Source organism: Streptomyces sp. Ru62, assembly GCF_002920615.1.
In the GTDB taxonomy this organism is placed as follows: Bacteria; Actinomycetota; Actinomycetes; order Streptomycetales; family Streptomycetaceae; genus Streptomyces.
This window is the reverse complement of sequence record NZ_PQSU01000045.1, coordinates 1-12,841: the sequence shown is the minus strand read 5'-3', so window position 1 is coordinate 12,841 and position 12,841 is coordinate 1. Positions and strand designations below refer to the sequence as shown.

General features: G+C 68.8%; 9 protein-coding genes and 2 pseudogenes. 8 read left to right on the top strand and 3 right to left on the bottom strand.

The window, feature by feature from the left end; translation table 11 throughout:
- Nucleotides 1-103 precede the first annotated feature (103 nt).
- Both C3492_RS39100 and C3492_RS39090 read left to right on the top strand, forming a co-directional pair.
- Entirely contained in the window at nucleotides 104-1,135 is a 1,032-nt protein-coding gene (locus tag C3492_RS39100) for an amino acid--tRNA ligase-related protein (protein WP_103817367.1), read from the top strand.
- 654 nt (nucleotides 1,136-1,789) lie between these two features.
- Nucleotides 1,790-2,599: a universal stress protein gene (locus C3492_RS39090; protein WP_103817366.1), complete on the top strand. Its 810-nt coding sequence runs from the start codon at nucleotides 1,790-1,792 to the stop codon at nucleotides 2,597-2,599.
- A gap of 39 nt (nucleotides 2,600-2,638) precedes the next feature.
- Here the strand turns inward: C3492_RS39090 and C3492_RS39085 are convergent.
- Nucleotides 2,639-3,016, bottom strand: a pseudogene (locus tag C3492_RS39085) (lactonase family protein); the annotation flags it as partial.
- A 377-nt stretch (nucleotides 3,017-3,393) separates the two neighbouring features.
- Between C3492_RS39085 and C3492_RS39080 the strand changes: the two are divergent.
- The 4 genes from C3492_RS39080 to C3492_RS39065 all read left to right on the top strand — a co-directional run bounded on the left by C3492_RS39080 (nucleotide 3,394) and on the right by C3492_RS39065 (nucleotide 8,298).
- Nucleotides 3,394-4,443, top strand: coding sequence for an NAD(P)-dependent alcohol dehydrogenase (locus tag C3492_RS39080; protein ID WP_103817365.1), 1,050 nt, complete (start codon nucleotides 3,394-3,396; stop codon nucleotides 4,441-4,443).
- 66 nt (nucleotides 4,444-4,509) lie between these two features.
- Entirely contained in the window at nucleotides 4,510-6,357 is a 1,848-nt protein-coding gene (locus C3492_RS39075; RefSeq protein ID WP_103817364.1) for a glycoside hydrolase family 15 protein, read from the top strand.
- A complete protein-coding gene (locus tag C3492_RS39070; protein ID WP_103817363.1) occupies nucleotides 6,354-7,787 on the top strand; it encodes a glucose-6-phosphate dehydrogenase in 1,434 nt (477 codons plus the stop codon). The genes C3492_RS39075 and C3492_RS39070 overlap by 4 nt, the downstream gene beginning before the upstream one ends.
- Nucleotides 7,771-8,298, top strand: coding sequence for a gluconokinase (locus C3492_RS39065; RefSeq protein ID WP_103817362.1), 528 nt, complete (start codon nucleotides 7,771-7,773; stop codon nucleotides 8,296-8,298). Before C3492_RS39070 ends, C3492_RS39065 begins: the two co-directional genes overlap by 17 nt.
- 414 nt (nucleotides 8,299-8,712) lie before the next feature.
- On the opposite strand, the gene C3492_RS39060 is transcribed toward C3492_RS39065, so the two are convergent.
- Complete coding sequence (locus C3492_RS39060; RefSeq protein ID WP_103817361.1) at nucleotides 8,713-9,291, bottom strand: chloramphenicol phosphotransferase CPT family protein; 579 nt, start codon at nucleotides 9,289-9,291, stop codon at nucleotides 8,713-8,715.
- A 158-nt stretch (nucleotides 9,292-9,449) separates the two neighbouring features.
- Here C3492_RS39060 and C3492_RS39055 point away from each other — a divergent pair, with 158 nt between their 5' ends.
- Nucleotides 9,450-10,052, top strand: a complete 603-nt coding sequence (locus C3492_RS39055) for a hypothetical protein (protein ID WP_103817360.1) — start codon at nucleotides 9,450-9,452, stop codon at nucleotides 10,050-10,052.
- A 536-nt stretch (nucleotides 10,053-10,588) separates the two neighbouring features.
- Here C3492_RS39055 and C3492_RS39050 read toward each other — a convergent pair.
- Nucleotides 10,589-11,500 carry a hypothetical protein gene (locus tag C3492_RS39050; protein ID WP_103817359.1) on the bottom strand — a complete coding sequence of 304 codons (912 nt, stop codon included), beginning with the start codon at nucleotides 11,498-11,500 and terminating at the stop codon, nucleotides 10,589-10,591.
- A gap of 1,118 nt (nucleotides 11,501-12,618) precedes the next feature.
- On the opposite strand from C3492_RS39050, the pseudogene C3492_RS39040 reads away from it, so the two are divergent.
- A pseudogene (locus tag C3492_RS39040) lies at nucleotides 12,619-12,841 on the top strand (hypothetical protein); the annotation flags it as partial.

Below are 12,841 nucleotides of genomic sequence, written 5' to 3'. Positions count from 1 at the left end.
CTCCAAAAACCTGGACCGGCCCACGCTCCGGGAAAAGTATGGGACGTGGCGGATTTCGACGGTAAGAGCACGTCTTCACGTATGAATCGACGGAGGAGAACCAATGCCCATTGCGTCCGGGGAAACCATCAAGGCCCCCCGCTCGTGGACCCGCCCGGAAAACCATTACCTGGCCGTGCTGGAAGATCCGTGGTACCGCAACCTGGCTGTGCTCCAGGACATCGTCACGCACAGCACGACGGAATTCTGGACCGCCAAGGGCGCCCGCAACCTGCACCTCCCGGTCACCACCGGTTCCATCTCCAGCCCGATGGGCCGGGGCAGCGACAGCTCTCCGGTGGAGGTGGAGCTCGATGGCGTGCGCACCTACTTGGCGGACTCGATGCAGTTCATGCTGGAATTCGGCTGCCGAGTCGCGCCGCAGGGGGCGTACTACCTCATGCCGTCGTTCCGCGGCGAGCAGGCGGACCAGACGCATCTGTGCCAGTTCTTCCACAGCGAGGCGGAGATCCCGGGCGGTCTCGATGAGGTCATGGCGGTCGTCGAGGAGTATCTGAGGCACCTTGCCGCCTCGTTCCTCACCCACGGCCGCCAGATCGTCACCGAGATGGCCGGCACCGTGGAGCACCTGGAGATCCTGGCGGGCAGCAGCGCACTGCCCAGGGTCCCCTTCGAAGAGGCGGTCGACCTGCTCGCGGGCGAACCCGACACGGTCAACGTGCTGGAGCCGCAGTGCCGCAGCCTGACCCGCAAGGGGGAGCGGCTGCTCATGGACAAGTTCGGCGGATACGTCTGGCTGACGCATCCCGACCACCTCAGCGTCCCCTTCTACCAGGCGTTCGCGCCGGACGACCCGGCCAAGGCGTTGAGCGCGGACCTGCTCTTCGGTATCGGCGAGACGGTGGGTGCCGGCGAGCGGCACACCGATGTCGCCGACCTGCGGCGCGCACTCGCGCTGCATGAGGTCCCCGAAGACGCGTACCGGTGGTACGTGGACATGAACGCCCGGCACCCGCTGCGTACGTCGGGATTCGGACTCGGTGTCGAACGGTTCCTGCTGTGGGTCACCCGGCACGACGACATCCGCGATCTCGCCCTGCTGCTCCGCTTCAACGGAACGGACATCCTGCCGTGACCGGGTCACCTCCGCAGACGGACACATGCGACTCGTCGGCGGATTGCGACCGCTGTCCGCCACCCGGATTCAGTGATGCGACAGCCGGCGGACCGCCTCCCATGGAATGCGTCCGCCGCTGGACGCGAAGCGAGGACGACGCATCAGCAGCCGGACATTCCTGACCCGGAACACCTGTTGCCGGCCTTCCGCCCTCGGCCGGCCTTCCGCCGTGAGGAGCGAAGCGGGAGGCGCGGGTGCATGCCGGTGGTGAGAGCCCGTCCGCGCCGGGAACCGTCCCGGCGCGGACGGGACGACACCGCGGTCTCCCCGGGTCGGCCGGCGCGGCCGGCGGGCGTGTCGGCGGTGTCCCGGCCGCCGTGCTGCCGTACCCGAACTCCGCCCAGGCCGCCCACCCGGCAGACAGCCCCAGCCCGGAACGGTTGCGCCAGATGGACGTCCTGCCGGCCCCCGGGCTGTCCGGGCGGCCGTCATCAGCGCCGACGTGCCTGCGGCAGCTGCGGGAACGGAGGGCAGCCCCTTCTACAACGTTGATCGTTCACGCCCAGGTGCCGACGCCTTCGTTGCCGGCTGGCGGCGGCACCTGGACGGCGTGAAGCTTGGAGTTGAAGTGGCCGGTGGGAGACCGGAAGCGAAGTGAGTGCTGGAGGCGCCGTGGGCGGCCTGGTCGTCGTAGGGGTGGATGGCTCGTCGGCGAGTGACACCGCGGTGGTGCACGCCGCCAGGGAAGCCCAGCGACGTCGTGCGAAGCTCCATGTGGTGTATGCCTTCACCTGGCCGGTCAGGCCCATGTACGCACCACTGGACCCGGCACCGTTCACGAGCCTGGCGCACGACGCCGCACAGCGTGCCCAGGGTGTGGCGCCCGGGCTGGAGGTCGCCCATACCGTGATGATGGGCGATGCGGTATCGGTGCTGAAGGCTGAGTCGCGGGGCGCGGACCTGGTGGTCGTGGGCAGCCGGGGCACGGGGGGCTTCATCGGCATGCTGCTGGGTTCGACGGCGGTGTCCCTGGCCGCCCACGGCGAGTGCCCGGTGATGGTGGTCCGCGAGGAATCGGATGGCACCGGGCCGGTCGTGCTGGCCGTCGACGGCTCCGCCGAAGGCGAGAGAGCGGTCGAGTTCGCCTTCGGTGAGGCATCGTTGCGGAGAACCGGGATCAGCGCCGTGCACGCGTGGCTGCCGGACCACGCGCCGGCCGGTACGGGCGCGGAAAGTGCGGAACGTCTGCTGGCCCAGGCGGTCGCCGGTCGCGGGGAGAGGTATCCGGACGTCACGGTCGGACAGGAAGTGCTGAGTGGGGAAACCCGCGAGGTCCTGATCGAGGCGAGCAGGAACGCTCAGTTGATGGTGGTCGGAGCCAGGGGGCGCGGCGGCTTCTCCGGAATGCTGCTGGGTTCGGTGAGCCAAGCGCTGCTGCACCACGCGCACTGCCCGGTCGCCGTCGTCCGCGGGAAGGCGTGACCGGAACGGTGCGCGCGGCCGTCGGACGAAGACCACGCTGGAGGCCGCCGGGACCGACAGCGGACCCGCGCGGTACGGGATGCCGGTCGTGGGGTCCGCGTCCAGCCATGTGACGTCTTCCGAGCGCTCGTTGGCCGCGTACAGGCACGCGCCGGACGGGTGCAGGGCGAGATCGCGTGGCCATCGCCCTCCGCACGGGACCGTCGCGACCGGCTCCGCATGCTCGCCGGCCGCGTCGAGAGCCAGGACGGTGATGGTGTCGGTGCCTCGTACCGCCGTCCACAGGTGGCGGCCGTCGGGCGAAACGACCGGCGCCGACGGGGAGACGTTGCGGTGGGTGCCGTCCGGGAGCGGGGCGAGGGGCAACGAGGTGACGTTGCCGGAGCCGTAGTTGGCGGTGAGCAGGTGTCCGCGCACGACCGTGTGAGGGGTGGACCGCCACGGGGACACCGAGCGGGTACGGCATCGATGACGCCGGTCTCGGTCGGTGCTCCCGTTGCCGGGTCCACGGCCACCGCGTTCTCCGTCCTTGCCCGCGCGAAGCCCGACGCTGACCAGCGTCGCCCTCGTCGCCGGGTCGGGCGATGCGGACGCGCGGGCGGGTCAGCAGGATGGCCCCGGGTCCGGCCCTGATGACGGACCTTTCCCGGTTGAGGACCGCGATGCGGTCGAGTCGCGAGCGGGCTCGGATCTTGCGACAGTGGCAGGAGTGACCGGTGATGCCGGATGCCAGAGCCGAGCCGGCTGGCCACTGTCGTCGCGGACGACGGTGAGCCAGGAGGAAGGACAGGCGCATGAAGGCGTTCGTGATGAAGGAGATCGGTCGGGTGGGCTTCATGGAGAAGCCCGTCCCGGAGCCGGGGCCGGGCGACGCCGTGGTCCGGACGGCCAGGGCCCTGATCTGCACATCCGATTCCCACACCGTTCACGGCGGCATCGGCCCACGGGAGAACCTGACACTGGGCCACGAAGCGGTGGGCACGGTGCACGCCGTGGGCAGTGAGGTGAAGGACTTCCGGCCCGGCGACCGGGTGCTGGTCGGCGCCATCACCCCCGACTGGGGGGACCTGGCCGCTCAGAACGGGGACCCGTCGCAGTCAGGAGGACCGCTCGGAGGGTGGAAGTTCGCGAACCACAAGGACGGGGTTTTCGCCGACTACTTCCACGTGAACGATGCCGACGCCAATCTCGCGAAGATCCCCGACGGCGTCAGCGATGACGTGGCGGTCTACTGCGCCGACATGATGTCGACGGGATTCATGGGAGCCGAGAAGGGGGACATCCCGCTCGGCGGGACCGTGGCCGTGCTCGCGCAGGGACCGGTGGGCCTGATGGCGACGGCGGGGGCCAGGCTCCGCGGCGCCGGCCAGGTCATCGGTGTCGAATCGGTCGCCAGCCGGCAGAAGCTCGCGCGCGAGTACGGCGCCGACGAGATCGTCGACTTCACCAGCGAGGACGTTGTCGAACGGATCCACGAGCTGACCGGGGGCCAAGGGGTCGACACCGCCATCGAGGCACTGGGCGCGGACATCACCTTCCAGACCGCGGTGAAGATCACCAAGCCGGGCGGCACGATCTCCAACATCGGCTACTTCGGCGAGGGCGAGTTCGTACGCATCCCCCGCGTCGAATGGGGCGTCGGCATGGCGGACAAGACGATCGCGACAGGGCTCTGCCCCGGCGGCCGGCTCCGCATGGAACGGCTTCTGCGCGTGCTGCTGGCGAAGCGCGTCGACCCCACGCGCATGACCACCCACACGTTCCATTTCGACGACATGGACCGGGCTTTCGAGGTCGCGGACAAGAAACTCGAAGACGTCGTGAAGGTGCTGATCACCTTTTAGGTGACGTCTTTCCGGACCTACACGCCGCGCCGGACGGTGCTCTCGGCGCTGCGGAAGCGAGGAGCCATGCACGATCCCGATCCTCCGTTCCGTCCGGTCCGCAGACGGGAGGGCTACCTGCCGTTGGAGGACCTCGGCCTCATCGGGGACGGTTCGACGGCCGCGCTGGTAGGCCTGGACGGATCGATCCCATGGATGTGCCTTCCCCGGTTCGACTCCGACCCCCTGTTCTGCGGCCTGCTGGACACCGCACGAGGAGGGCACTTCACCCTCACGCCGGAGGACCTGGTGGAGGCCCGGCAGCGCTATGAGTCCGACACCGGCGTACTGACGACCGAGATGCGCAGTGCGACCGGTCTGGTGCGGGTCACCGACGCGCTGGCCCTGCGGCCCGGCGCCGACCTCACCGACGACCTTCCTGCCGGGCGGCGCGAACTGGTGCGGTCGGCCGTGGTCCTGTCCGGGCACGTCCGGCTGCGGGTGGACCTGGAGCCGCGCGGCGGCGGCACGGCGCAGGCGCTGTTCAGCGGCCTGGGACTGAGGCCCGCGCGGCGGCCGGACCTGCGCCTGCACCTGCGCTCCAACCGGCCTCTGACCGGCCTGCACAGCGTCCACGACCTCAGCCAGGGCGAACACCTCGACCTCGTCCTGTCCTCGGGCCGCTTCCATCGCCACCACCGGTTCCAGGTCGACGCGTTGCTGGCGGACACCGTCGAGGCGTGGCGGCGCTGGATGAAGCACTTCGACTACTCCGGTCCCCAGGAGGCACTGGTCCGGCGTGCCGCCATCACCTTGAAGCTGTGCGACGACTGGGCCAACGGCGCCCTGGTCGCGGCCCCCACGTCCTCCCTGCCCGCGCCGGTCGGGGGAATCCGCAACTGGGACTACCGCTACGCCTGGATCCGGGACGCTGCCTACGCCGTGTTCGCCCTGCGGCGCATCGGCTTCACCGGCGAGGCGGACGCCTTCCTCGGCTGGGTCCTCGACGCCGTCGAGCAGAGCCGCAGCCCCCGGATCATGTACAACCTCGACGGCGGCCCCGTACCCGACGAGATCGAGGACCCCGAGTTGGAGGGGTACCGCCGTTCCGCCCCGGTGCGGTGGGGCAACGGCGCGGCCGACCAGCGCCAGCACGACGTCTACGGCGAGATCCTGGACTGCGCCGACCAGTGGCTGCGCACCGACCAGTGGCTGCGCGCGGGCAGGCAGGTGCAGCCCGCGCTGTGGGCGGGCCTGGCGGGGCTGGCCGACACCGCGGAGCAGGCGTGGCGCCGGCCGGACCAGGGAATCTGGGAGGTGCGCAGCGACGGCCGGGTGTTCACCTACTCGGCCGCGATGTGCCAGGTGGCCCTGGACCGGGCCGCGGCCATCGGCGAACGGCTCGGCCTGCCCGGGCCGACCACGGCCTGGCGTGCCTCGGCCGAACGGCTGCGCCGGCTCATCCTGGAGGAGTCCTGGGACGAGGACGCGCAGACGCTGAGCGCACACTTGAACGGCGGCGGCGTGCTGGACGCGAGCTTGCTCGCGCTCCCGATGCGTCGGGTGGTACCGGCCGACCACCCGCGGATGGCGGCGACCACCACGGCCATTGCCGAGCGCCTGTCGGCCGGCGACGGGCTGCTCCACCGCTATCTGCACCATGAATCAGCCGACGGCCTGCCCGGCGACGAGGGCGCCTTCGTGCTGTGCAGCTTCTGGCTGGCCGACAACCTGACCGCCCAGGGCCGGATCGAGGAGGCCGAGGAGCTGTACGCCTCGCTGTGTGCCCGTGCGAGCCCGCTCGGACTGCTGCCGGAACAGATCGACCCCACGTCGGGGGAGTTCATGGGCAACTTCCCCCAGGCGTTCAGCCATATCGGGATCATCGCCAGTGGCGTGAATCTCGCCCGGGCGAAGGCAGGTGCTCGCGCATGATCGATCGGCTCGCCGTCTTCGGCGCGACGGGAGACCTCACCGCTCGCTACCTCCTGCCGGCCCTGGCCGCCCTGCGGGCCGCGGGGCACGTCCGCGACGGCTTCCGGTTGACCGGCGCGAGCAGGGAGGACTGGGACAGCGACCAGTACCGCGGATGGATCACCGACCAGCTCGACCGCCACGGCGGCTCCCACCCCGCCGGTGTCAGGAAGGCCGTCGCGGCCTCGGCCCACTACCGGCGGGCCGACGTCACCAACTCCGAGGACGTCGCCGCGGTCGTCGCCGGCGACGACCCGATCGCCGTCTACCTGGCCCTCCCGCCGGCGCTCTTCCCGCACATGGTCACCGCCCTGCACGAGGCGGGCCTGCCGCAGGGCAGCCGCATCGTGCTGGAGAAGCCGTTCGGCGAGGACTTGGCGAGCGCCCGGGAACTGAACCTGCTGCTCGCCGGTCTCGTGCCCGAGCAGGCGGTGTTCCGGGTCGACCACTTCCTCGCCATGACGACCGTCCAGAACGTGCTCGGAAGCCGGCTCGCCAACCGGGTGCTGGAGCCCATCTGGAACAGCACCCACATCGCGGAAGTGGAGATCGTCTGGGACGAGACCCTCGCCCTGGAAGGCCGGGCCGGTTACTACGACGGCGTCGGCGCGCTGAAGGACATGGTGCAGAACCATCTGCTGCAACTGCTGTGCCTCGTGGCCATGGAGCCGCCGATCACCCTCGGCGAGCGGGATCTGCGCGACCGCAAGGTCGACGTGCTGCGGTCCGTGCGGCTCCTGACCGACTACGACGTCGTGCACCGCACGCGCCGCGCACGGTACCTGTCCGGCCGGATCGGCGACCACGCCACTCCCGCCTACGTCGACGAGGAGGGCGTGGATCCCGGGCGGCGCACGGAGACCTTCGCCGAGGTCGAACTGGAGCTGGACAGCTGGCGCTGGTCCGGGACGACGTTCCGGCTGCGCAGCGGCAAGGCGCTCGGACGGGACCGCAAGGAGGTCGCCGTACGCTTCCGCTCCGTTCCCCACCTGCCCTTCGGCCACGAGGGAGAGGCCCTGCCCAACGTCCTGCGGTTCGGACTGGAGCCGGAAGGGATGACCCTCGACATGACGGGCATCGGCGCACGCGCCCAGGCCCTGACCCAGCTCTCGCTGACCGCGCGGATGGAGCCGCCCGACCTGCCCGCCTACGGCCGGCTCCTGCTGGACGTCATGAACGGCGATCCGGCCCTGTCCATCCGTGGCGACGAGGCGGAAGAGGCATGGCGGGTGCTGACACCCGTCCTGAGCGCATGGGAGAACAACCTCGTCCCACTGGAGGAGTATCCGGCCGGATCCGACGGACCTCCTCCCCGGCCGCACGAGGGCGCACAACGGCGGCGCAGCGACCTGCTGCATCCCGAAGCGCTACCCGATGATGGACCGCACTGAGCATCGGCCCCCGTGCGTCGTGGTCACCGGCGTCGCAGGGATCGGCAAGACCACGGTGGCCCGTCTGCTGGCACAACGGCTGGCCGTTCCCTTCGCGGATGGCGATGACTTCCACTCCCCTGCCCACATCGCCAAGATGTCGGCCGGCACGCCGCTCGACGATGCCGACCGCCGGCCCTGGCTGGAGTCCATCGGCCGCTGGTTGCACGAGCACGATGTGGCGGGCACCGGTGCGGTGGTCGCGTGCTCCGCACTCAAGCGACGCTACCGGGACACCCTGCGAACGGCCTGCCCGGACGCCTTCTTCCTGCACCTGACGGCCGACCGCGAGCTGCTGGCGAGCCGGCTCCGGCGACGCCACGGCCACTTCATGCCGGGCTCGCTGCTCGACTCGCAGCTCGCCACGCTCGAGCCCCTCGAACCGGACGAGCGAGGAGCCCAGCTCGACGCCGCACCGACCCCCGGCGCCCTCGCCGACCTGGCCGCAGACCTTCTGGCACGACAGCTGTAGTGCCAACCACAACGAGAAGCCCACCGGCAGCTAGCCGCGCCCTTGTGGTGCGGATGTGGTGTGCAGCCCGCGCACTGGTCTAGACAACAAACAACCCCCGGGTCTATGACCTGGGGGTTTCTCAAAGAGCGGGTGACGAGAATCGAACTCGCGCTCTCAGCTTGGGAAGCGATGGTGCTTCGGCGCCCGGACAGGCTGTGACCTGGGCGTATGCAATCTGGTGATGTTTACGTGTGGGCGGGATGACACCGCTGTTGGCCGCAGTCGTCCGTCCTTAAGGGCACGCCAAGGGCACGACCACCTTAATACTCCAGCCGTAGACGTGGATCTTCATGAACAGGCTCTTGCCCGTAAGGATCAGCCCCAGGGCTCAGGTGCCGGCCACGAGCGAACCAACGGCCGAGTACGCATGCCTCACGCCGTCAGCGGTTCCCGGCCGTCAGTCAGGCGGCGTCGGCGGAGGCGGGTGAAGGCGGTGGGGCTGGGGCGGTGCGGGAGAAACTCCTTGATCCGTTGCGCGCATTCACGTGGGCTTGCCGTGCTGGTGTCGCACTCCAGGTCGTAGTCACCGTGGCCGTGGACCAGGTCGTACTGGTGCGCCGCGAGGCCCGGCGGGCGGTCGCCCCTGGCCAGTTCGCGGCGGGCAAGCTCGTCCAACGGGCAGTGGACACCGACGAACAGCACGTCCTCAGGCCGTAGCAGTGTCAGGCAGTCGAGCAGCCGCCACGGTTCGCTCAGCACATGGTCGACCACGATGTCGTTGCCCGCCTCGGCCATGGCCGCAATCGAGCGGTGGAAGCCCATCCTGGTCCGCCGCAGCGCGGCATCGAGTTCCTCCGCCCCCAGCTCCCGCTTACTGCGCATCGCGTTGAAGCCGTCGACCGCCATGTGGAAGAAGACACCATCGTCCAGGATGTCCAAAAGCTCCCTGGCGATGCTCGACTTCCCCGAGCTGGAGGTGCCATTGAGGAAAATGATCCGACCAGATGCCATATCGGCATGATCACACGTTGTCCGCTGACTGCCGGGACCTATGCGCGGGCGGGGCTACCTTGAACGAGCATGAACGCTGCTGAATGAGACGGAAACTGAGACGGAGCCCGCGCATAACTCGGGTGACGGTTGGTTGCAGTCGGCGCTAGCGTGCGGCGGTGATCAGCAATGAGGGAGTACGTCTGGGTGTGGAGGCCGCACGTCGCCTGGCACAGACGGGCCTCTATGAGTTCGAGCCGGGGCTGACGGACGCCGAGTTCACGCGCATCGAGCGCGAGTACGGCTTCGAGTTCGCGGACGACCATCGAGCATTTCTTGCGGCCGGGCTCCCGGTCAACGTCCCTCCAGAGGACGGGCAGACCTGGTCCAGGCCCTGGCCGGAGTGGCGCGGCGGCGATCTGGACGGCTTGCGTCGACAGCTCGACTGGCCGGTCGAGGGTGTTCTGCTCGACGTTGAGCACAACGAGTTCTGGTACGAGGGCTGGGGCGAGCGTCCAGCCGACGGGGCGGCGGCACTGGCTACGGCGCGGCATCATCTGGCGGAGGCGCCGGTGCTGGTGCCCGTGTATGCCCACCGATACCTGCCTGCCGGCCGGGGAAGCTTCGGGCATCCGGTGCTCTCAATGTGGCAGACCGACATCATCTATTACGGCCTGGACCTGGCCGACTACATGCGCCAGGAGTTCGACGAGGCGCGGGGCGAGGTCGACGAGAGCTGGAACCCGCGAGCAACGGTGCCCTTCTGGCGGGATCTCCTATGACTCCTCGGAGTACACGGACAGCGGCGGGAGCGCTCAGCTTGGGAAGCCGCGGACACCGAGTACCAGTTGTAGGGGCTGACCTGCTGGAACGGTCTGTTCCTGACCCTGCAGACTCGGCAGCTTTCACCGTGATTCCCCGCTGTTCCCCGCTCGATCTGGTGCGCTCGTGGTGCGCTGGGCGGCCATGGGTGCCGCACTCTTGCACACCGGACACAGTTGAGAAGCTGTTGTTCTATCGATCGTGAGTGCGGTGTGATCGAAAGTGGCCATCGGGGCCGGTGATTCTGGCGTGGCGGAGCATGAAGACAGGGGGTCTCCGGCACGCGTCTTTGGGTTCCGCGTCGAGCCGACCCCCGGTCGCAGACGCATGTCAGCCGTCGCCTGGTCCGGGATCCGGGGTTGTCCTCGATCACCGTACGCAACTCCTGAGAACCAGGACATAACAAGGTGAGGTTCCGCACCGGATACGCCGGCGCGGAACCTCACCTTGAAGAACGGTTCACCCGGTCCGGTTCATTGCCACGGTGTGCGGCTGATCAGTCCTTGCTCAACGCGACCACGGCGGTCTGCGTCACCGTCACGGTCTGGCCGTAGTGCGGGTCCTGGGCCTGAGCCTGGGCCTGCACCTCGACGTCGCCCTTCTGGAACGGGGTGGTTCCGGTGGGCGCGGCCGTCGCGGTCCAGGTGACCGGGGCGCCGGGCTCGCAGGCCACCTTGGTGGCGTAGGAGCCCTTGATGAGGATGCGGTGGGCGACCTGCGTGACAGTGCCGGAGACGTTCACCTGGGTCGGCTCGTTGCAGCTGACGGTGCCGCCGATGGTGGCCTTGCCGTTCAGGTAGCTCGCCGTGCCCTTGACGTCGATGGCGACGCCCAGGTCGAGCGCAGCCGGCGGCGCCGGGTTGTTGATGTGGATCTCGCCGCGCAGCGCGGCGGTGCCGCCCTCACAGTGCTGCTCGTAGGTGGCGTCGAGTTTCTGCACATAGCCGTTCGGGCCGAAGACCACGTCTGCGACGGAAAACGATCCGGTCAGCGTGTTGCACCCGCGTCCGTTGCCGTCGATGGAAAGGCCGGGCTCCGCGGCCTCGTTGAACGGATAGCGGGTGGCGCCGGTGTAGTCACCGGGCGCGAGCTGTTGCCCGGCGGGAGCAGCGAGATCGAGGTACCACCAGTCACCGTTGGCGCCATCGACGCTGACGGAGATGTGGTTGTCGTCGCTCGAACCGTTGACGTTGAGGGTATCGCCGGCGGCCGGCGAGTAGGAATACGACTGGCCGCCGCTGATGTAGTCACCCGCGTCGCCGCTGAAGCTCATCGAGCCGGACGATACGGTCAGTGCCTGCGCTTCGGGCCCGTGCAGCAGGCCGGTGCTCGCACCGGCGAAGGCCAGAGTGAGCGCGAGCGCGGTGGCAACTCGGGTGAAGGCGCGGTTGGGCACGCGAAGGTTCAAGGGTCCCCCTGGGACGTGTGGACAGAGGAATGCGAGTGGAGGCGAACTTCGAGGACACCTCCCTACATGCACTCAGCGCACAGCGGATGCCCAGATGTCACAGGTTGCACGCATGTCGCTTCTCACGCGTCGAGTTGGACCGGCGTGCACAACCCTTGGTCAGTGTCGTGAGTCTTCCATGCCCCGTACGTACGTCGGGCGGCGACCACCATCCACTGAACCGCTCCCGGTTCGGTAGGGACGGCAGGACACGAGCCTGCGACACCCACTTTACGAGTTGGTGAGTGATAGCGGGTGAGGCATCGTGTTTGGCAGCTGGCATGATCCGGATGGCGATCACGGTCAATCGAGCGGTGCTGGCGCATCAGCTGTTCACGGGGATCACTCGGCGTCATCTCGCGGAGTTGATCAAGGAGTTGGCGGTGCCTGGCAGGCCGGCCTTGAGCGTTGCCGCCATGCTGCACGAGACGGGGCCAGGAAGCGGGCGGAGGGTGTCGGCGCCCGTCACCGTGCGAAGAGATCACCGCCCGACAAAAAGGCCCAGGTCTCTGACCTGGGTCTTTAGCTTGGAGCGGGTGACGAGAATCGAACTCGCACTCTCAGCTTGGGAAGCTGAGGTGATCTGGGGCTAGCTGGGGGACTGACCTGGGGAGGAAGGGACTCGACGCCTGGAGGCGAGTTCCTCGACTCCCCGGTGTTCCCCGCGGTTCCCCGTACGATCTGGCACGCGTCTGGCACGACCTCTCCGTCCCGAACTCTCGGCGGGATGGTCACTGAGGTTTGCTGGGCTGATCAATCGGCCGTAGACGGCTGCTGAGAGTCATCTGTGGTCGTTGGGGTTGCTGTACTTCCGTGCTGTACGGTTTCAGTCCTTTGGCGGTCATGGACGAGTTTATGGCGGCTGGTGGCGGTGTGGGTGTCATCGAAGAAGTGCACGCGCTGGGTGCCGGTGCTCTCCAGCAGAGGGACGGTTCTGCGGGTGGCGTAGTTTCCTGTCGTCCGGTCACCGGCGTCACCCTGCCGTACAACCGTTCGTTCCCTTGGGCGGTCTCCTGTGGCGCAGCCCTGATCTGAACGGCAGATGTCCGTGGGCTGAAGCGGTACGAAAGGACGGACGTATGCGCAGTGTTCGAAGGCTGGCCGTGCTGGCCACCGTGACGGCCATGTCGATGGGCGCGGTCGTCCTGGGTGCGGGCTCTCCCGCCGGTGCGGTGCCGAACCCCAAGGCGTCGGCGGCCGGCAGGTCGGCCGACTTCAACGGGGACGGCTACGGTGACCTCGCCGTCGCGGCGAAGGGGTACATGACGGTGATGTACGGGACGAAGACAGGTCTCAGTGCTT

Coding starts and splice junctions, on each gene's coding strand:
- C3492_RS39100 (WP_103817367.1), top strand. CDS start 104: ATGCCCATTGCGTCCGGGGAAACCATCAAGGCCCCCCGCTCGTGGACC.
- C3492_RS39075 (WP_103817364.1), top strand. CDS start 4,510: ATGCACGATCCCGATCCTCCGTTCCGTCCGGTCCGCAGACGGGAGGGC.
- C3492_RS39070 (WP_103817363.1), top strand. CDS start 6,354: ATGATCGATCGGCTCGCCGTCTTCGGCGCGACGGGAGACCTCACCGCT.
- C3492_RS39065 (WP_103817362.1), top strand. CDS start 7,771: ATGATGGACCGCACTGAGCATCGGCCCCCGTGCGTCGTGGTCACCGGC.
- C3492_RS39060 (WP_103817361.1), bottom strand. CDS start 9,291: ATGGCATCTGGTCGGATCATTTTCCTCAATGGCACCTCCAGCTCGGGG.
- C3492_RS39080 (WP_103817365.1), top strand. CDS start 3,394: ATGAAGGCGTTCGTGATGAAGGAGATCGGTCGGGTGGGCTTCATGGAG.